Origin of the sequence: Sphingobacterium sp. UBA5639, assembly GCF_002421245.1 — a bacterium.
In the GTDB taxonomy this organism is placed as follows: Bacteria; Bacteroidota; Bacteroidia; order Sphingobacteriales; family Sphingobacteriaceae; genus Sphingobacterium; species Sphingobacterium multivorum.
The window spans coordinates 135,101-154,531 of record NZ_DIJR01000037.1; the positions used below are offsets into that span (position 1 = coordinate 135,101).

15 protein-coding genes are annotated in these 19,431 nt (G+C 40.4%); 6 read left to right on the forward strand and 9 right to left on the reverse strand.

Going from position 1 to position 19,431, the window contains the following annotated elements; translation table 11 throughout:
- Positions 1-119: 119 nt before the first annotated feature.
- The 4 genes from typA to B4Z90_RS24125 all read right to left on the reverse strand — a co-directional run bounded on the left by typA (position 120) and on the right by B4Z90_RS24125 (position 5,504).
- Positions 120-1,925 carry a translational GTPase TypA gene (typA, locus tag B4Z90_RS24110; RefSeq protein ID WP_286803559.1) on the reverse strand — a complete coding sequence of 602 codons (1,806 nt, stop codon included), beginning with the start codon at positions 1,923-1,925 and terminating at the stop codon, positions 120-122.
- 78 nt (positions 1,926-2,003) lie between these two features.
- Entirely contained in the window at positions 2,004-3,194 is a 1,191-nt protein-coding gene (gene kbl, locus B4Z90_RS24115) for a glycine C-acetyltransferase (protein WP_286803561.1), read from the reverse strand.
- A gap of 482 nt (positions 3,195-3,676) precedes the next feature.
- Positions 3,677-4,924, reverse strand: coding sequence for an ABC transporter permease (locus B4Z90_RS24120; protein WP_286803562.1), 1,248 nt, complete (start codon positions 4,922-4,924; stop codon positions 3,677-3,679).
- Between the two features lie 154 nt (positions 4,925-5,078).
- Positions 5,079-5,504, reverse strand: coding sequence for a DUF2147 domain-containing protein (locus B4Z90_RS24125; protein WP_046673759.1), 426 nt, complete (start codon positions 5,502-5,504; stop codon positions 5,079-5,081).
- A 414-nt stretch (positions 5,505-5,918) separates the two neighbouring features.
- Here B4Z90_RS24125 and B4Z90_RS24130 point away from each other — a divergent pair, with 414 nt between their 5' ends.
- Entirely contained in the window at positions 5,919-6,260 is a 342-nt protein-coding gene (locus B4Z90_RS24130) for a phage holin family protein (protein ID WP_115045949.1), read from the forward strand.
- A 212-nt stretch (positions 6,261-6,472) separates the two neighbouring features.
- Positions 6,473-8,389, forward strand: coding sequence for a heavy metal translocating P-type ATPase (locus B4Z90_RS24135; RefSeq protein WP_115045951.1), 1,917 nt, complete (start codon positions 6,473-6,475; stop codon positions 8,387-8,389).
- An 83-nt stretch (positions 8,390-8,472) separates the two neighbouring features.
- Here B4Z90_RS24135 and pgi read toward each other — a convergent pair whose 3' ends face one another.
- On the reverse strand, positions 8,473-10,143 hold the full coding sequence (pgi, locus tag B4Z90_RS24140; RefSeq protein ID WP_286803625.1) for a glucose-6-phosphate isomerase: 1,671 nt from the start codon (positions 10,141-10,143) through the stop codon (positions 8,473-8,475).
- Positions 10,144-10,361: 218 nt separating this feature from the next.
- Between pgi and prfB the strand changes: the two genes are divergently transcribed.
- The 3 genes from prfB to B4Z90_RS24155 all read left to right on the forward strand — a co-directional run bounded on the left by prfB (position 10,362) and on the right by B4Z90_RS24155 (position 14,679).
- Positions 10,362-11,445 (forward strand): peptide chain release factor 2 gene (prfB, locus tag B4Z90_RS24145; RefSeq protein WP_201639914.1). Its coding sequence is split into 2 segments (ribosomal slippage): positions 10,362-10,421 and positions 10,423-11,445, totalling 1,083 coding nucleotides; the frame shifts between segments, so codons are not numbered across the junction.
- Between the two features lie 452 nt (positions 11,446-11,897).
- Positions 11,898-13,343 (forward strand): glycosyltransferase, encoded by a 1,446-nt coding sequence (locus B4Z90_RS24150; protein WP_286803566.1) that lies wholly within the window; start codon positions 11,898-11,900, stop codon positions 13,341-13,343.
- Positions 13,344-13,377: 34 nt separating this feature from the next.
- The gene (locus B4Z90_RS24155; RefSeq protein ID WP_115045954.1) at positions 13,378-14,679 is read left to right on the forward strand and encodes a nucleotide sugar dehydrogenase; all 1,302 of its coding nucleotides are present in this window, start codon (positions 13,378-13,380) and stop codon (positions 14,677-14,679) included.
- A 293-nt stretch (positions 14,680-14,972) separates the two neighbouring features.
- Here the strand turns inward: B4Z90_RS24155 and B4Z90_RS24160 are convergent, their stop codons facing one another.
- Positions 14,973-15,608, reverse strand: coding sequence for a carbonic anhydrase family protein (locus B4Z90_RS24160; RefSeq protein WP_070565856.1), 636 nt, complete (start codon positions 15,606-15,608; stop codon positions 14,973-14,975).
- Between the two features lie 164 nt (positions 15,609-15,772).
- Positions 15,773-16,759 (reverse strand): phosphotransferase, encoded by a 987-nt coding sequence (locus B4Z90_RS24165; protein WP_286803568.1) that lies wholly within the window; start codon positions 16,757-16,759, stop codon positions 15,773-15,775.
- Between the two features lie 1,451 nt (positions 16,760-18,210).
- On the opposite strand from B4Z90_RS24165, the gene B4Z90_RS24170 reads away from it, so the two are divergent.
- Positions 18,211-18,618: an Arm DNA-binding domain-containing protein gene (locus B4Z90_RS24170; protein WP_070565854.1), complete on the forward strand. Its 408-nt coding sequence runs from the start codon at positions 18,211-18,213 to the stop codon at positions 18,616-18,618.
- Positions 18,619-18,811: 193 nt separating this feature from the next.
- Here the strand turns inward: B4Z90_RS24170 and B4Z90_RS25265 are convergent, their stop codons facing one another.
- Positions 18,812-19,120 carry a DDE-type integrase/transposase/recombinase gene (locus tag B4Z90_RS25265; protein ID WP_083295929.1) on the reverse strand — a complete coding sequence of 103 codons (309 nt, stop codon included), beginning with the start codon at positions 19,118-19,120 and terminating at the stop codon, positions 18,812-18,814.
- 15 nt (positions 19,121-19,135) lie between these two features.
- A complete protein-coding gene (locus B4Z90_RS24175) occupies positions 19,136-19,378 on the reverse strand; it encodes an IS3 family transposase (protein WP_262886153.1) in 243 nt (80 codons plus the stop codon).
- Positions 19,379-19,431 lie beyond the last annotated feature (53 nt).

Consider the following 19,431-nt stretch of genomic DNA (forward strand, 5'->3'; position numbering starts at 1 on the left):
GGAAAGAACAAAAAAACGTGATATCTCCCTGAGGCACTGCCAAGGCGAGGATTTAAATCATCAAAAAAAGCCCTCGAACAATGTTCGAGGGCTTTTTTTATAGCGCGTTCCGCTATTGACTATTGGAATTTCTTTGCGTTAACTTTACGCTCGTTTTCAGTCAAATAGATTTTACGTAGACGCATTGATTGTGGTGTCACCTCAATATACTCGTCAGCTTGAATATACTCCATACATTCTTCCAAGGAGAATTTGATTGCTGGTGCAATACGTACGTTGTCGTCAGAACCAGAAGCACGCATATTTGTCAACTGTTTTCCTTTAGTAACGTTGATCGTTAAATCATTGTCACGGATGTGTTCACCTAGGATTTGTCCTTCATATACATCCACACCTGGATCTACGAAGAAACGACCACGGTCTTGTAATTTATCAATGGAGTACGCAGTTGTTGAACCCGTATCCAAAGAGATCAATACACCTGCCAAACGACCAGGAATTGTACCTTTCCAAGGCTCGTAACCTTTCAAACGGTGTGCCATAACAGCTTCACCCGCTGTTGCTGTCAACACGTTGTTACGTAAACCGATAATACCACGAGAAGGGATAGAGAACTCAAGATGTTGCATATCTCCTCTAGCTTCCATAATCAACAACTCACCTTTACGTTGTGTAACCAACTCAATTACTTTTCCTGAGACATCAGAAGGTACATCAACAACAAGCTCTTCGATTGGTTCACATTTTTGACCATCGATTTCTTTGATGATAACTTGTGGCTGGCCTACTTGCAACTCATAACCCTCACGGCGCATTGTTTCGATCAATACGGACAAGTGAAGGATACCACGTCCGTATACCAACCAAGCATCTGGAGATTCAGTAGGAACTACGCGCAGTGCTAAGTTTTTCTCCAACTCTTTTTGCAAACGATCGTAGATGTTACGTGATGTTACCAATTTACCTTCTTTACCGAAGAAAGGAGAGTTATTGATGGTAAACAACATGTTCATTGTTGGTTCATCAATGCTGATAACTTCCAATTGCTCTGGATTTTCGAAATCTGCGATTGTATCACCGATATCAAAACCTTCGATACCTACTACAGCACAGATATCACCTGCATGTACTTCAGATACTTTGATACGGCCCAAACCTTCAAATACCTGTAGCTCTTTAACTCTTGATTTTACAACTTTTCCGTCGCGTTTCACCAAAGAAACAGGTTGGTTTTCTTTGATTGTACCACGAGCAACACGACCGATAGCGATACGTCCTACGAAAGTTGAGTAATCCAACGATGTTACCTGCATTTGTAAAGTACCTTCAGATACTTCTGGTGCAGGGATATATTTGATGATAGCTTCCAATAAGTCGGTGAAGTCTTCAGTACGATTTTTCCAATCGGTAGACATCCATCCTTGTTTTGAAGAACCGTACAATACTGGGAAATCCAATTGCTCTTCAGTAGCGCCCAAGTTGAAGAATAAGTCAAAAACATGTTCGTAAACTTCGTCAGGACGACAGTTTTCTTTATCGACTTTATTGACAACAACGATAGGTTTGATACCTAAACCTAGCGCTTTACCTGTAACGAAACGTGTTTGAGGCATTGGGCCTTCAAAAGCATCTACCAATAGTACTACACCATCGGCCATCTTCAATACACGTTCAACCTCACCACCGAAATCGGCGTGACCTGGTGTATCGATGATGTTGATTTTAACACCTTTATATGTTACTGATACGTTCTTAGATACAATAGTGATCCCGCGTTCACGCTCTAAATCATTATTGTCTAGGATTAATTCACCAGCATTTTCATTTTCTCTGAATTGATTGGTAAAATATAAAATTTTGTCTACAAGCGTAGTTTTACCGTGGTCGACGTGAGCGATGATCGCAATGTTTCTAATGTTTTGCATTGAGCAAGAATATTTTTATAAAATTTTAGGGTGCAAAGATAAACATTTTGCACCATAAAATTTATAACTATGTGTATTTTATTTAATTACACCTAATTCTTTACCTACTTTGGTAAAGGCGGCGATTGCTTTATCCAGGTGAGCAACTTCGTGTCCTGCCGAAATCTGCACACGGATACGGGCTTTTCCCTGAGGTACAACGGGATAGTAAAAACCGATCACATAAATTCCCTCGTCCAACATCTTGGATGCGAACTCCTGCGCTAATTTCGCGTCATACAGCATCACAGGCACGATTGGATGGAAACCTGGCTTGATATCAAATCCAGCAGCCGTCATTTTTTCACGGAAGTAGATCGTATTGGATTCCAGTTTATCACGCAATGCAGTTGTCTCACTCAGCATGTCCAAGACCGCAACAGAAGCCCCTGCAATTGCGGGTGCTAGGGTATTCGAAAATAAATAAGGACGTGAACGCTGACGTAACAAATCGATGATTTCTTTTTTACCGGAAGTAAAACCACCGGAAGCACCACCTAGCGCCTTACCCAACGTACCTGTAATGATATCTACACGATCAATTACATTGAAAAGCTCGTGTGTACCACGTCCAGTTGCACCGATAAATCCTGTACAATGCGATTCATCGATCATCACGAGCGCCTGGTATTTATCGGCTAGATCACAGATCTGGTCCAATGGAGCTACAGATCCCTCCATCGAAAACGCGCCATCTGTAACAATGATTTTATGTCGAGCACCGGATGCGGCCTGCAATTGCGCTTCCAGATCAGCCATATCCGCATTTTTATAACGGAAACGTTGTGCTTTACACAAACGAACACCATCAATGATAGAGGCATGATTTAATTCGTCTGAAATGATGGCATCTTCGGCACCAAATAATGGCTCAAACACCCCACCATTCGCGTCGAATGCTGCCGCATATAAAATAGTATCTTCTGTTCCGAGGAACGTAGAAATTTTTGCTTCTAATTCTTTATGCACATCTTGGGTACCACAGATGAAACGTACGGAAGACATTCCATAACCATGTGTATCAATCGCTTTCTTAGCAGCTTCGATTACTTTTGGGTGCGAAGACAGACCCAAATAATTGTTCGCACAAAAATTGACAACTTCTTGTCCTGTACTCACTTTGATGTCTGCTCCTTGGGGAGTAACGATCACTCGCTCTTGTTTATACAATCCCGCTTCTTTGATTGCTTCCAATTCCTTTTCTAAAACTGGTTGTAATGTATTGTACATAATTCGATTTTATTTTTTTATACAATATTACAGTTTTTTCATTGGAATAAGTTGCTTCACCTTTCGAGACAAGGGCTATTCACGGAGAATTCACCCCAAATCAATGATTTGGTAACATTAAACCGATTGCATAAAATTTCTTTTTTCAATCGATCTACTTTTCCTCTTGCTTTGATCGCGAGCAACTGGGCGGCAAGCCCTAGACATCTTCGTCCTGCAAGCAGGGTGTATGCGCGGTGTCTCAATGGTAAATCCACTTGAAAAAGACGGACTCAACGTGGACTCAAGGTGGACTCATTATGCTTGCAGTCCGAAGTTGGTATAACCTTATCTCAACTTTGGACTCTCGCATTTTAGACGAAAAGCGCCAGAATTTTAATAACAGATAGGAGCGATAGCTAGCGGATTTAGGCTATCGCATAAGAAAAGGTCTTATCCATAAAAATTTCGTGAAAATAGCGTGTTAGGCGCTGCAATGTGAATTACTCGTAACGAAGTGCGTCGACTGGATCCAGTTTAGATGCTTTTGAGGCCGGGTAATAGCCCGATAACATACCGACGAGTCCACATACCGCAAAACCCAAAATAATCGCTCCCCAAGGTATAATAAAAGATGTGCCGAGCTGCAGCGCCAGGATATTACCAATCAAAATACCTATAAAGATCCCGGCGACACCTCCAATCATACAGATCACAATTGCTTCCATCAGAAATTGTTTGCGTATAACACTCGGTGTTGCACCGATTGCCTTACGAATACCGATCTCTCGCGTACGTTCGGTGACCGAAACTAACATGATGTTCATCAATCCGATTGAAGCTCCCACAAGGGTTATAAAAGCGATCACCACTGCTCCCAAAGTAACCATAGCCATATTTTGCATCAGCATCTGGGCAACCGCATCTGATTTGGTGATTTCAAAATCATTTGACTGCCGTGATGCCAATCCGCGAATATTTCTAAATACGATTGTAGCTTCGCCAATTGCGGCTTCCAATCGCATGGGGTCATTGGAAGAAACAGTGATCACATAGGAAGGCTCGGTACCTTGCATCACTGCCCGGGCCTTGATCAGGGGAATAAAGCAGGCTCTGTCCCCGCCCATCCCGGCAGAGGAACCTTTACTTTTTAAGACTCCTATCACCAAATAGCGGATATTGTTAACAGTAATAAACTGTCCTATGGGATCAATAATTTCGTTGAATAGCATTTTACTCACTTCACTACCGATGATGATCACGCCACTACCTGTTTCAACCTCCCGCGTAGAAAAATTACGGCCTTCGCTGACAACATACCCTGATGTCTGCAGATAATTTTCATCTGTCCCGATCAGGCCGATATTGGGGTTTGTCTTTTTGGATTGATATTTTGCGGTCGTATTCCAACTCACATTGGCACTGATTGATGTCAACGCATTAAAGTGAAAATCCTGTCTGAATTTTGCGGATTGAGCGTAAGTAATATTAGCAAAGACTTTTGAGCGAGTCCCTTCATTACCGATCCGAACATTCAATCCCCTGTTGCGTATGTTGAAGGAATTTGATCCCATCGACGAAAAGGAATCTGTCAACGAGTTTTTCATCGCATCAATCGAGGTCAATACCCCTATTAATGCCATCATCCCTATGGCAATGATCAGTGCTGTTAAAAATGTCCGCAGCTTATTCCCTACAATGGACTGTAGTGCAAGCTTGACATTTTCAACATAAGACATTTTTACGGCCATAGAGCTGGTATTTATAATTTGTAGGGATGAAAATACTGTAATTCCAGCACAAAACCAAAAAGGCAATTTACTTCCTAGAAATAAATTGCCTTTTTGGTGGAATCTGACCTATCCATGCAAGCGGATTATTTTGATTTTGCAGCCATTTTCTATCTTAATTAATTCTTTTCCATGTCTCGGTGCGTCCAAGTAAGCTCACACCCACATAACCTCTGATATCAAGCTTATCGCCTTTTAAGGTCATCTTGCAGCTATACGTTTTGCCCGACTTCGGATCATAGATCTTTCCGTCAACATACGTATTGCCATCTTTATCAAAATTGGTCAAGATTTCTAGCCCTTGTACATTTCTACTCTGCAGTGCTTTATCTGGATTTTTTATATCTTTCTTCGGCTGACCGGCTTCATTATTTGGAAATTTCAGCCAATAGAGCTTACCAAAAAACTTATCGCCTTTCTTGTAAATTTCAACACGACCTTCGCCGCTTGGGTTTTCCCACTTTCCGATGATGGGATCGGTCTGCGCAAATAATGCCACTGTAGTCAGCAGCATTATGAATGACATCATAATTTTCTTCATGGGTCTATTATTTTATGAACTTAATTCTTTCAATTTCCCCGCTATTGGCGATCCGATCGCTTGTTTAAACGACTTAAATACGTCTTTCAATTCTTTTCCACCATCGGCAATCGTCATACATAACACGCATAATCGTTGATGACCATACGGCTAGAGCATGCATAGCTTCTGAATAAATATACAAAATATTTACTATGCTTGCATATATTTTTTATTCCAGTATTGCTATTTATCAATCAGCCCCAGTTATTAATACAAGTTAACGATCCATCCATCCATCCATCCATCCATCCATCCATCCATCCATCTAACCCCAAAGATTAAAAACGATAATTTAAACAAAGTTTGGCATTGGGTTTGTACGACAATTATTATATTATTACTTTATTTACTCGTTATAAATTAGCACATATTATGAAATTTATTATTAGTCTTTTAGTTACTGGCCTGGTAGTCGCAATTGCTTGCTGGGTTGTCCCTGGTGCGGAAGTTGCTGGTTTCGGCTGGGCGATCGTTACAGGACTTGTCATTGGATTTGTCAACGCCACTGTGGGATCGATTTTAAGGTTATTTACTTTCCCATTGAATTGGATTACCTTGGGTCTAGTTTCCTTTATTATTACCGTATTAATGGTCTTGTTGACCGATTCACTTCTCGGCTCCAAATTTGATGTACATGGATTTTGGACCGCAGCGCTGTTTGCCATTGTCGTTGCCATATTGGAAATGATTATTGGCAGTATGTCAAAAGAATAAGAGTACATTCATTACATAGCATAAGGGGCTATCCAAAAAATTGGATAGCCCTTTTTCACATTCCTCCATTGAAATAACCTATCAGTTGAAATATATTTTTTACCGGTCCGATTCCTCTAAAATAGTCGTCTTTATGGATGAGTTTATCCCCATTCCCTCGCTTTTTACGGCAGAATTCGGTAAATTTAATTCTCATAAAGAACCGCTGATATATGTGCGAACACAACCACGAGCATAGCCATGCCACACCGGAGCATGGTCTTACAACAAAGGAACAGCCTTGGTGGATCACCCAACGTAAGCTCCTCATGGCACTCACCATCTTACTTACTTTACTCCTATTGAAATATGCGTTTAAGATCAGCCTTCCCTTTGGCATCAGCTTGACCTTAAATAGCGTTGCCTACCTTCTCGCGGGAATCCCCGTTATTCAAATGGCATTTCGCAAGGCAAGCCGTGGTGATATTTTTAATGAATTTTTTTTAATGACCGTTGCAACCTTGGGTGCTTTCGCCATTGGAGAATTTGAAGAGGGTGTCGCGGTAATGGTATTCTACCAAATCGGAGAGTGGTTTCAGGATACTGCCGTCGATAACGCCAAGAAATCAATTAAATCGCTATTGGATATCCGTCCCGATAAAGTAACGGTGCTGCGCAACGGGCAACAGCAGCAGGTAAATCCAAAAACCGTCACAATCGGTGAAATTATCCTTGTAAAAGCAGGAGAAAAAGTGGCGCTGGATGGTAAATTGAAAACGGAGAAAGCTGCATTTAATACCGCAGCATTGACTGGAGAGAGTAAACCCGATACAAAATATAAGGACGAAGCTGTTTTTGCAGGCATGATTAATCTGGAAACGGTTGTTGAGATCGAGGTTTCCAGTACATTTGAGGATAGCAAATTGAGCAAAATTCTCGAAATGGTACAGGATGCTACCGCACGGAAGTCCAAAACACAATTGTTTATTGCCAGATTTGCCAAAATATATGTTCCTATTATTTTCGGCCTCGCGCTTTTGGTTCTTATTTTACCCCTATTTTTTGTTCAGGACTATAGTTTTAAAGAATGGTTCTACCGGAGTTTGGTCTTCTTGGTGATCAGCTGTCCCTGTGCCCTGGTTGTTTCGATTCCCTTGGGGTATTTTGGTGGTATAGGTTTAGCCTCCCGAAATGGCATACTATTTAAGGGCGGGAACTTCCTCGATGCCATCACCGCTGTCGATACCATTGTCATGGATAAAACGGGGACACTTACAGCGGGTGTATTTGAAGTAACGGAAGTTTTTGCTGTCCATCGAGATCCAACGGAATTACTGAGTTACGCTAAGGCTGTCGAGGCACATTCAACACATCCCATCGCAAAGGCGATCGCAAGTTATCATCCCGGCAGGCCCGCATTGCAAGCTGAGAAAACCCAGGAAATAGCAGGCCACGGACTCCTCGCCACTGTTAATGGAAAACGTACACTCGCAGGCAACAGCAAGTTACTGGACAAATTCAATATAAGCTATCCTGCAGAGCTAAGGCAAGTGGCCTACTCCATTGTATTGCTTGCCATCGAAGATCAATATGCGGGTTATATCACTGTGGCGGATCGGATTAAGCCCGATGCCAAGGAAGTGATCCAAACCATGCGTGCTCAAGGTTTATATACCGTCATGCTATCTGGGGATAAAACAGCGGTAGTAAATGAAGTTGCCAAAGAACTTGGGCTAGACAAAGCTTTTGGGGACCTCCTTCCGGAAGATAAGGTAAATCATGTACAACAACTGATCGATCAAGGTCGCCGTGTTGCCTTTGCAGGTGACGGCGTAAATGACGCACCTGTAGTAGCTTTGGCGCAGGTCGGCATTGCCATGGGTGGACTCGGAGCCGATGCAACCATCGAAACGGCTGATGTGGTGATCCAGAACGATGAACCCCACAAGATCCTGTCTGCCATCAAAATCGGTAAAATTACCCGAAGCATTGTCTGGCAGAACGTCATTCTCGCGATGGGGATCAAAATCATTGTCTTGGTTCTTGGTGCCGGTGGTGTTGCAACGCTCTGGGAAGCCGTTATCGCCGATGTTGGGGTAGCACTTTTGGCTATTTTAAATGCCATTCGAATCCAGCAGAAAAAAGTCTAACTAAAAGCGGGGCTGTCCAAAAGTTGAACAGCCCCGTTTCTTCTATTTCATCCCGGATCTAATTTAGATCACAGAGAGCAATTTTAATCCCGCCAAGCTTTGTACGCATTGATCAATCCATTTGTCGAAGAATCATGACTTGTAACCGGATTGGCGTCGCTTAATTCCGGGAGGATTTGATTGGCCAATTGTTTACCGAGCTCGACACCCCATTGATCAAAACTATAAATATTCCAGATCACACCCTGGACAAAAATCTTATGCTCATACAATGCGATAAGTCGTCCTAAAGTGCGTGGCGTCATTTTTTTGAACAGGATGGAATTCGTTGGGCGATTACCTTCAAAAACTTTATAGGCTTTCAGTGCTTCAATTTCCGGGTCCGACTTTCCGGCTTTCTTAAATTCAGCAACCACTTCGGCTTCCGTTTTGCCATTCATCAAAGCCTCAGTCTGCGCAAAAAAGTTAGACAACAGCAATTGGTGGTGGTTTCCGATCGGATTAAGACTATTGGCAGGTGCAATGAAATCACAAGGAATCAACTTGGTGCCCTGGTGAATCAACTGATAGAAGGCGTGCTGCCCGTTCGTACCAGGTTCACCCCAGATAATCGGTCCAGTCTGATAATCCACCTGTTGACCATTGCGATCAATATACTTACCGTTACTTTCCATATCCCCTTGTTGGAAATAAGCGGCAAAACGGTGTAGGTATTGATCGTAAGGGAGAATTGCATGGCTTTCGGCCTTGAAAAAATTATTGTACCATACACCAAGCAAAGCCAATATTACCGGAATATTGGATTCGAAGGGAGTTTCCTTAAAATGAACGTCCGTATCGTAGGCACCTTTTAAAAGTTCCTCGAAATTATCAAAGCCTATTGCCAAGCTAATTGAAAGACCTATAGCAGACCACAGGGAATACCGTCCGCCTACCCAGTCCCAAAACTCAAACATATTTTGAGTATCTATTCCAAAGGCACGTACTGCTTCTGTATTGGTGCTCAATGCTGCAAAATGCTTAGCGACATCCTCCTGAAGGGCTCCGCTCGCCAAAAACCAGTCTTTAGCGGTATGAGCATTGGCCATCGTTTCCTGTGTTGTGAAAGTTTTTGATGCAATCAAAAACAACGTTGTTTCAGGATCCACAGCTTTCAATGTTTCAGCAATGTGTGTACCGTCTACATTGGAAACAAAATGGACATTTAACCGCGTCTTATAAGCTTTTAATGCTTCTGTTACCATCACAGGGCCGAGATCTGAACCTCCAATACCGATATTAACTACATCGGTAATTTCTTTTCCTGTATATCCTTTCCACTGGCCAGATAGAATCTCTTCGGTGAAAGTTCTCATGTGTGCCAACACTCGTTTAACATCAGGCATGACGTCCTTTCCATCCACATATACGGGTTGGCCGGATTGGTTTCTCAAAGCGGTGTGTAACACCGGTCTGTTTTCGGTCACGTTGATCCGCTCGCCCGAGAACATAGCCGCTATCGCTTCTTCAAGACCACATTCTTTAGCTAACTGAACCAAGAGCGCTTTTGTTTCTGCAGTAATCCGATTTTTGGAGTAATCCAAAAGTATATCTTCGAAAGCGATCGAGAACTTCTCAAAACGTTCGGGATCTGCGGCAAAAAGTGCACGTAGATCATTTTTTTCGCTATTGCTAGATAGCCCTGCAAAAGAACCAAAATGCTGCGCTAGATTCTTATAGGCCTCAGTCGTTGTAAAATTAATTTTTGGGAACATACTGTTTTTACTGAAATTAGTTGTTTTAAACATCAATAAGAGCCTTCCGTATTTCATTGTTACACATCGTGTAGATCCTTAAATGAAGGTTTATTCCGTTGACAATACCAAAACTAAAAAAAAAAGGTCAAATTATCCCTATTGGGCAATCTATATTGGGTGCGAAGTTATTCGATAGAAGCACGAATTTATTAATTAAAATTTCTACTTTAGCGGATATGACAAAAGAACAAATTCAAGACTTGAGGGATCGTGTTACTTCCCTGAGGAGGCATCTTTGACATCGATGCACGCAAAGAAGAGATAGAAAGAGATCAAGCTATTACGCTTGAAGCAAGTTTTTGGGATGATTCCAAAGCTGCAGAAAAAATACTCTTGTCCATAAAAAACCAAAAGGTATGGACAGACCACTTCGACGAAGTTGCAGCGGCGGTTGAAGACGCCTATGTCATGTATGAATTCTTCCAATCTGGCGACGCGAGTGATAAGGAAGTGGACGACCAATATAAACTAGCTTTAGCGCAAGTCGAGGAACTCGAATTCAAAAACATGCTTAGTGCCGAAGAAGATCAGCTGGATGCAATTTTACAGATTACAGCTGGTGCCGGCGGGACTGAAAGTTGTGACTGGGCTGCCATGCTGATGCGGATGTATATTATGTGGGGCGAGAAAAATGGGTATAAAGTGACCGAACAAGATTCGCAGGAAGGTGACGTTGCAGGCATTAAGAGTGTAACCTTACAGATATCAGGCGATTTTGCTTATGGCTACCTGAAGGGAGAAAACGGTGTACACAGGCTCGTTCGGATTTCTCCGTTTGATTCCAATGCAAAACGCCATACCTCGTTCGCGTCTGTTTATGTCTATCCCTTGATTGATGATAATATTGAGATTGATGTTAAGGATTCGGAAATCGAATGGGACACGTTCCGCTCAGGTGGTGCAGGAGGCCAGAACGTAAATAAGGTGGAAACAGCTGTTCGATTACATCACAAACCTACGGGCATTATTATTAAAAATCAGGAATCCAGATCGCAATTACAAAACAAAGAAAATGCGATGCGCTTATTGAAATCACAGTTATATGAGATTGAAATGCGTAAACGCCAGGAAGCTACCGCTGCTATTGAAGGAAACAAGAAGAAAATAGAATGGGGATCCCAAATTCGAAATTATGTCCTCCATCCTTACAAGTTAATTAAAGATTTACGGACCAATTACGAAACCTCCAATACACAAGCTGTCCTGGATGGTGATCTAAATGATTTTCTAAAAAATTATCTGATGGAATTTGGCGGATAAAGACGATTCCGAAACTCAATCATATTGGAGACGCTCTCTTTTGGGAGCGTCTTTTTTTTCTCTATCCCTTGCATTTTTTTATTTGGTTTCAGCCGAATTCTTCACCTGACCGATTGCCCCCTTTCCTACACAGTTTGTCACAAAAGTTGTCAATTTTTCTTAACAATCTGCAGGCAAATGTTAAAAAACCTTAAAAGTCTACTGCCCATATCGTTATTATATTTTAATCGATTTTTATTACAAGACAAAATTAAAACACTGAAAAAGAACAACTTACTCAACATTACTTTGTATCAAGAACGTTACAATTTGAACAGTGGTGCCATTTTTGGCACAAAATAAAGGCATGTCTTTTGCGTTTATGCAATCGTAATATTTTCATTACAAATGATGCCGATTGCGGTATCGGTTAAATATAGAATGAACGAATGTGTATCTAAAATAGAACGGTTATGAATTACATGAAAGAAAACTCGATCGTATCCAAGCAGATGACCAAACAATGGCAGCCTGCTGTATATGATGTAAATGCAGGAGAAAAGCGATCTGATCATACAGTGAACAAAAACGAGGAAAGCAACTTTGGTCCGAAAGAATATGGTATTTTTGGAGCGACTTTTTTTATACTATTTGCGTCAGTTTTTGGCGTATACATGCTTCAGCCTGATTTTGATGCATTACGTTTCCAACGTTTGGACAGCATCGGCGGAACATTTTTGATCGCCTTGGGTATATTTTTAGCAGCTATCGCTATCAGCTTTTTGATTTTTTTGATTGTACTACATCGTAAATATAAACCTATCGCTTCGGTATCAGACGATGAGTTACCTACTTGTACGATTATCGTTCCGGCTTATAACGAAGGACAGTTAGTCTATGATACCTTACATAGTTTAGCTAGCAGCGACTATCCGGAGAAGAAACTTCAGATCATCGCTATTGATGACGGAAGTAAGGACAATACCTTTGCCTGGATACAACGTGCCAAAATGGAATTGGGCGATCGTGTTGAAATTTATCAGCAGCCCAAGAATATGGGTAAGAGACATGCTTTATACCGTGGATTTAAGTTAGGTACGGGAGAAATCTTTATTACGGTTGATAGTGATTCTGTTGTTAAAAAGGATACCATACGTAATATGGCGAGTCCTTTTGTAACAAACAAGGAATGTGGAGCCGTTGCGGGTAACGTGCGTGTATTGAATACCAAAAAAGCGATTATACCCCGTATGTTGAATGTTAGCTTCGTATTCAGCTTTGAGTTTGTGCGTTCTGCACAAAGTATGTTGGGTACTGTCATGTGTACACCAGGAGCATTATCTGGCTATCGTAAAGAGGCTGTCATGAACTGTTTGGAAGATTGGATTAACCAGACTTTTATGGGACAACCGTCTGATATCGGTGAAGATCGCGCGATGACCAATATGATCCTGAAACAGGGGTATCATGTTCTATTTCAATCCAACGCATACGTTTATACCGACACACCTGTACGTTACAAAAATCTGTACAAGATGTTTATCCGTTGGGAACGAAGCAACGTGCGTGAAAACATTGCGATGAGTCAATTTACATTTAAGAATTTCCGTCAGGGACCTAAATGGGGAGCACGTATCTTATTGCTTATGCAATGGAAAAAAGTGTTATTGTCTTATCCGATGATATTACTGATGTTATGGACCGTATTTCATTATCCACTGATGTTCTTAAGCTCAACATTGGTCGGTATCTTAATATTTTCCAGCGTCCAGGCCTATTTCTTTGCTTCCAAAAACTCGGATGCCAAAGAAGCTTTCTGGGCATATAGTTACAGTATATTCTACGCCTTCAGTTTATTCTGGATTACACCCTATGCCATAGCAACAGCTGGACGCAGAGGTTGGTTGACAAGAGGTTAAATTTAAAGCAAAGAACGTATATTTACAGCTATATATGAGAGATTTTCAGGTAAAAAAAATTGCCATCATTGGTCAAGGATATGTCGGATTGCCGTTAGCAATAGCATTTTCCGATTATTTCCCCGTGATTGGATTTGATATTAATGAAACACGTATTGATGAACTTAGGCGCGGTGTTGACCGTACACTGGAAGCTGATAAAAAAGAACTGGAACGTGCAAGAGAGCTATTTCTCACATCAAACCAAAGTAAGGGATATGATGCGAGTAATTCTACCGCAGACATTGCTGATGCAAACGTATACATAGTCACTGTACCAACTCCGATAGATCGCTATAATTCACCAGACTTGTCACCATTGTTGGAGGCATCTAAAATGATTGGCGGATTATTAAATCCGGGCGATTTGGTTATTTATGAATCTACCGTCTATCCTGGTTGTACTGAAGAAGAGTGTATACCTGTTTTGGAAAGTTGCTCGGGATTAAAATTTAACCAAGATTTTTTTGTTGGTTATTCACCAGAACGTATTAATCCAGGCGATAAAGTAAATTCACTTCAAAAGGTCATGAAAGTGACTTCTGGAAGTACACCTGAGGCAGGATTGGTGGTAGATGGACTTTATAAGAATATTATTGAAGCCGGGACACATTTGGCGCCCTCAATCAAAGTTGCCGAAGCTGCCAAGGTGATCGAAAATGCGCAGCGCGATGTAAATATCTCCTTTATGAATGAGCTCGCGCTAATCTTCGACCGTGTAGGAATAGATACACAGGATGTGTTAGATGCTGCGGGCACAAAATATAATTTTCTACGTTTTAAACCAGGACTAGTGGGCGGTCATTGTATTTCTGTAGACCCCTACTACCTCGCTCAAAAAGCAACTCAACTAGGTTATCACCCACATGTTATTTTATCTGGAAGAGAAGTAAATGATCAGATCGCCTCCTTCATCGCATCAAAAGTGGTGAAATTGATGATTCAGAAAAACATCAAATTTGAAGGGGCAAAAGCGTTAGTATTGGGCATCACCTTCAAAGAAAACTGTCCTGATATGAGAAATAGTAAAGTTATAGATATGATTCAGGATCTTCAAGAATTTGGTCTAAAAGTCGACATTTATGATCCATGGGTCAATAGAGATGAAGTGAAATCACATTTTAATTTAAAACTATTATCGGATCTTCCCGAATCTGCAGATTATGACAGTGTTATTCTGGCTGTGGGACACCGAGAGTTCTTACATTTAGATCTCAATAATTTAAAAAAGAACCCATCCGTAGTTTTTGATATCAAGGGCATACTCGATCGAAAATTTGTAGATGCCCGCTTATAAAGATCCGTTCTAATAGTATTTTTTCAAATCCTGATCTACTTGTCAAAAATTTAAGCAGATCAGGATTTTTAGTATCTGGCATTTTGTGCAATCGTTTGATAAAAAAACATTACTATATTTCTGTTTTTAATATTAACTCAACACCACAATTATAATTTAACCTAATTAAACTAGGGATGTTACACAAATTGCGGTAATCATGAAACAGTTAGATGACACAGAACTATTCGCATGGATTCAAGCAAATGACCGTCATGCTTTTTATTCTTAAAAAGTATACACGACCTTTCGGCTTATAGCCAACTTACGCTACCAGTTTCGACGTCATAGTTCGCTCCGACAATTTTAATTTTACCCTCTTCTTCCAATTTCCGGAGCGTTGAACTCTGTTTGCGAATGTCACGGATTGCATGTTTAATATTCTGTTGATTTAGTTTTTCAAGCAGTACACTATTTTTAGAAGAACGTTCTTCCCCCTGCTCGATCACTTCATTGATGATCGGGTCGAAATGATTAATCAAATGATTTAGGTTATCCATTCCCATACCCTCGATCTGCGCCGCATCCAATCCTCCTTTTAATGCCCCACATTTGGTATGCCCCAAAACGACAACAAGTTTAGAACCGGCCACATTGCAACCAAACTCCATCGATCCCAAAATATCCTGATTGACAAAATTTCCGGCAATCCGGATACTGAAGATATCACCCAGTCCCTGATCAAATATAAGCTCAGCTGAAGTACGGCTATCGATGCAGCTTAGCACCACGGCGAATGGCCACTGCCCTTCACGTGTAGCGTTCACCTGTTCGAGAAGATCGCGGTTAGCTTTCAGGTTATTAACAAAGCGCTGGTTTCCTTCTTTCAGGAAGTCCAATGCCTTTTGTGGGGTAATTGTTGATTGTGTTTCGTACGTATGTGCCTTCATAAAATTATATTATTTGGAATAGTAAAGGTAAAATTAATACGTTACATTTTAATTACCAACAAGACAAAATACCTGTAATTGGTTTATAGTTTCACCCAACGCTTATGCAAGAGTTGTTTTCCAGCCTTCAACGTAAAACCGAATTAATATTCCTTAATCTTGCCTTATTTAACCACAGTGACTTCTTTCTTTTCGTAATAGTCCATCCAAGCTTTAATTCTTCCGACAAACATTTTAAGATAGTTTTCTGTCAAAAATATATTGGACCAATCAAATCTTTGCGCCTGTACGCCAAGATAAAAAATAAAAATAGCAGCGCCAGCTTTCGGTATTAACCTGAGCTCTTTTTCAGATAAAGAAATGCTGCTCTGGTATCCTCGTAGGAAGCTTTGAATTTTTAATTCGTACTGCTCTTTATCTGATTCTATGAAAAACAGCTGTTTGCAGAAATATCCAACGTCTAAAATTTGCCATCCATTTCCACAAAAGTCAAAGTCAAAAATGGTAATCTCATGCTCGTCTGTAACGGCCATATTATCATACCAGATATCCATATGTATAATTCCGGTTTTTGTATTATCAAAATCTGAATTTTGAAAATTTCTGCCAAACTCCTTGATGAGTTCCATTTCTGGCAACTTGTCTGAAAAGAACTGTTGTAAATACGCATAAGGTAATTCTATAAGCGACTTCTTATTGTAAGTCACACGGTTAATATTCTTGTTTTCGGTATGGTTGTGGATATTTGCCATTAGAGAACCTATCCGAAAGCACGTTTCGATGTCCATAAATCGAATTTTCTCCCCTTGAGCAAAGGAAAAAAGTACAACGTATCTGATTCCTTCAGGCGCATTTATTTGTTGAATGAACCCTCCGTCTTTATCTTCAATTGGAAAAGAAACACTTAAATTATTCTTCTTCAATGATTTCAAAAGTTCAAGCTCTTCAATAATTTCGGATTTTGACCGCCAATTATGACTATAAACGCGCAAAACGTATTTCGTTTCGGTGTTGGAAAGAAAATACGTATGGTTCATTCCTGTTCTGAATAAGGAACATTGGTATTTGTCGTCTAGGCCATATCTATTTATCACAAAATCGCCTAATTGTTTGGCAGAAAGAGTAGAAGCTATAACAGGAAATGTTGTCATTTTTTTTCTGGAAGTTCGTATTGGTTTTGTAGATACTCAAAGATAAAAAAAGCTTGCAATATGAATTGCAAGCTTTTTTAAGTTTTAATCTTTCGATCTGTAGCCCGTAGGGGAATAACACTCTTCGGGCAATAATCTCTTTATCAGTGTTTTACAAACTTTCGTTTTCCCAACTCACTGAATCCCTCACTGGTTTGACATACGTTTTAGCTGCAATTGCTATACAACTTAAATATAGCAAATTGCGTTAAACTTGGCAAGTTAAAATTTAAAAAAGCCTCCTGATCTTTCAAACAGGAGGCTAACAAACACTTCGAAACAAAATGTCGGTGCAAAAGCCAATAATTAAGATGTGCCAGATTCTTCCGAAAGAATAGGAGGCTACAAAACTTGGTACCTTGATCTTGGGCACTAAAATTTTATTGCAGAGAAATTCGTTGTCGACGATCTGAAACAAGGTTGAGGGGAATGTTGAATGACTGAGATGTGAGAATTAAATGCAGAAAAGTCCGGCCTCGCAAAAAGGGTGTTTTCCCTTTTTTAATTCATGCGGATGATATATTAAAGGACACGTTAACCAATAAATTTTTTGTACAATTGTGTTTGTCTCACGAAAAAAAGTATAGAAAGGCTCGATGATGCTCGAACCATCGAAAATCACTGCCACAAGAGGCTGATCTGGCGTTGCTAAGAGAAAAACCGATTGAATTCCTCGTCCGTATAACTTAAAATGTGTAAATCTATCGGCCAACAAACAAGGATACACTTGACCTGAAGATGCGCAACCGTTATGTCGATTGTCTTGTCCAGAGAGTCTTCACCTCTAACAGAGAAATGTCACTAGACCTCCTATTGCGATGAAAGAACTGAGGTACAGCCAGTGGAACGCAAAGTTTTCACTTATTTAGAGCATTATTGTCATAATTTTCACTTGCATGTACACATCGAGGAATAATATGCATGTATTGGATTAGGAATCGATGCGTAACTATAAATTCCGGAACCGAAGGAAAATAAGAACAGCACTCTTGCGAAGATAAAACCTTTGACTATTTGTCTCACGTTATTAGGCAAAGTGTCTGCTTTGTATCGCTGAAAATCAAAAAAATATACAGTGTTTATCTAAGGAATTTCTGTTGTTTTTGGACTCCAAAACAACAGAAAAGATATATCAGTTCATTTTTTTTCTTAAAAAATACTAGAAGAAAGCAAAAATAAGCAAAATGGTTAAGACCATTCATATACAGTAGTTTAGAAAACGTGAGGCAAAATTTGGAAGTAGGTGTCCGACAAGTTTTGGGCTTAAAATTACAAGGTTAGGTTACTAAATCGTTACTGAGTACAACCAACCGAATGATAATATAACAATCTATATTTCAGTCATTTGCACAAATTTTCATATTCCCTTGTAACTCAATAAAATTTAATTTTAAACGTTAAACAATTGAGTTATGGAACAAGAGAAAAGATCCACGTTCAAACTGCTTTTCTACCTGAAGAAGAATGAACCTAAGAAGAACGGAAACGTGCCTGTTATGGGACGTATCACTATTGACGGAATACCAAAATCCTTTAGTACCAAACTGGACATCAACCCCAATAATTGGGATTTAAAGCACGGAAGAGTTTTAGGTAAAAGTGCCCAGGCCCTGGGTACCAATCTCAAATTGGACAATATTCGTGTGCGTATCAACAAGATTTACGATGATATGCTCAAGGATGAAGGCTTTGCAACTGCACAAAAAGTAAAGCTGTCCTTTTTAGGGGTTGGTGTAATGGATGATGCCATTCTTAAAGTATTTAAAGAACAGAATGAGGATTTTGAAAAGATGGTCACTTCACGCCCCGTGGGGCGGTGAAGCAAGCCTTGACACAGTTCATTTTACAGACCCTTTCTCTTTCCAATAGCATCTCCTCGATCTGCTTAGGGGTTTTATACCGCAGAGCAGAATGTATTCTTTGGGTATTGTAAAATCCCTTTAATGTATCAAAAGATTTCCAATCTAGCTGACTGCTGATCCATTAATTTTCTATGGTAGACAATTTCAGCTATTAATGTCTTGAAAAGCTCTCAGCTGCTACGTTGTCCCAGCAATTCGCCTTCTTGCTCATGATTTGAAGTATCCTGATTTCTACAATTATCTTCCTGAATTCATCGCAAGCATATAGCATCCCTATATCCGAATGGAAGATAAGGCCAACTTTGACACCTCCGTTTCTAATAGCCATCCTGATGGCTTCTACGGTAGTGTTTGTAGCGGTCATGTCAGTGCTCAAAGACCATCCGATCACTTTTCTGTCCGCTAGATCGATGACTGTTGTTAGATAAAGCCATCTTGTACTTGTATGGATGTAAGTAATGACTCCATCCCATTTCTACGACAGGGAATCCGCCGAAAGATCTCTTTTGAGGAGATTTTCAGCTATCCTATAGCTATGGCTCGAATCTGTGGCCACCCTAAATTTTTTCTTCACCTTACTTCGTATTCCATGTTTCTTCATCAACCCTTCAACATAGCTTCTTGACACCTTTTCACCTTTTTTGTGCAGCTCTGCGGATATCCGTGGGCTACAATAGATATACTTACTATCCATGTGTGCCTGATTTATTTTATCCACGAGTGATTTACTTTGCTGTTCCCTAGGTGACTCGGGAGAAACTTGCCAACGGT

What these genes read in the sequence shown, in the direction of transcription:
- typA (WP_286803559.1), bottom strand. Translation starts at nt 1,925, where the DNA reads ATGCAAAACATTAGAAACATTGCGATCATCGCTCACGTCGACCACGGT.
- B4Z90_RS24155 (WP_115045954.1), top strand. Translation starts at nt 13,378, where the DNA reads ATGAGAGATTTTCAGGTAAAAAAAATTGCCATCATTGGTCAAGGATAT.
- B4Z90_RS24165 (WP_286803568.1), bottom strand. Translation starts at nt 16,759, where the DNA reads ATGACAACATTTCCTGTTATAGCTTCTACTCTTTCTGCCAAACAATTA.
- B4Z90_RS24170 (WP_070565854.1), top strand. Translation starts at nt 18,211, where the DNA reads ATGGAACAAGAGAAAAGATCCACGTTCAAACTGCTTTTCTACCTGAAG.
- B4Z90_RS24125 (WP_046673759.1), bottom strand. Translation starts at nt 5,504, where the DNA reads ATGAAGAAAATTATGATGTCATTCATAATGCTGCTGACTACAGTGGCA.
- B4Z90_RS24130 (WP_115045949.1), top strand. Translation starts at nt 5,919, where the DNA reads ATGAAATTTATTATTAGTCTTTTAGTTACTGGCCTGGTAGTCGCAATT.
- B4Z90_RS24160 (WP_070565856.1), bottom strand. Translation starts at nt 15,608, where the DNA reads ATGAAGGCACATACGTACGAAACACAATCAACAATTACCCCACAAAAG.
- B4Z90_RS24150 (WP_286803566.1), top strand. Translation starts at nt 11,898, where the DNA reads ATGAATTACATGAAAGAAAACTCGATCGTATCCAAGCAGATGACCAAA.
- B4Z90_RS24135 (WP_115045951.1), top strand. Translation starts at nt 6,473, where the DNA reads ATGTGCGAACACAACCACGAGCATAGCCATGCCACACCGGAGCATGGT.
- B4Z90_RS24120 (WP_286803562.1), bottom strand. Translation starts at nt 4,924, where the DNA reads ATGGCCGTAAAAATGTCTTATGTTGAAAATGTCAAGCTTGCACTACAG.
- pgi (WP_286803625.1), bottom strand. Translation starts at nt 10,143, where the DNA reads ATGTTCCCAAAAATTAATTTTACAACGACTGAGGCCTATAAGAATCTA.
- kbl (WP_286803561.1), bottom strand. Translation starts at nt 3,194, where the DNA reads ATGTACAATACATTACAACCAGTTTTAGAAAAGGAATTGGAAGCAATC.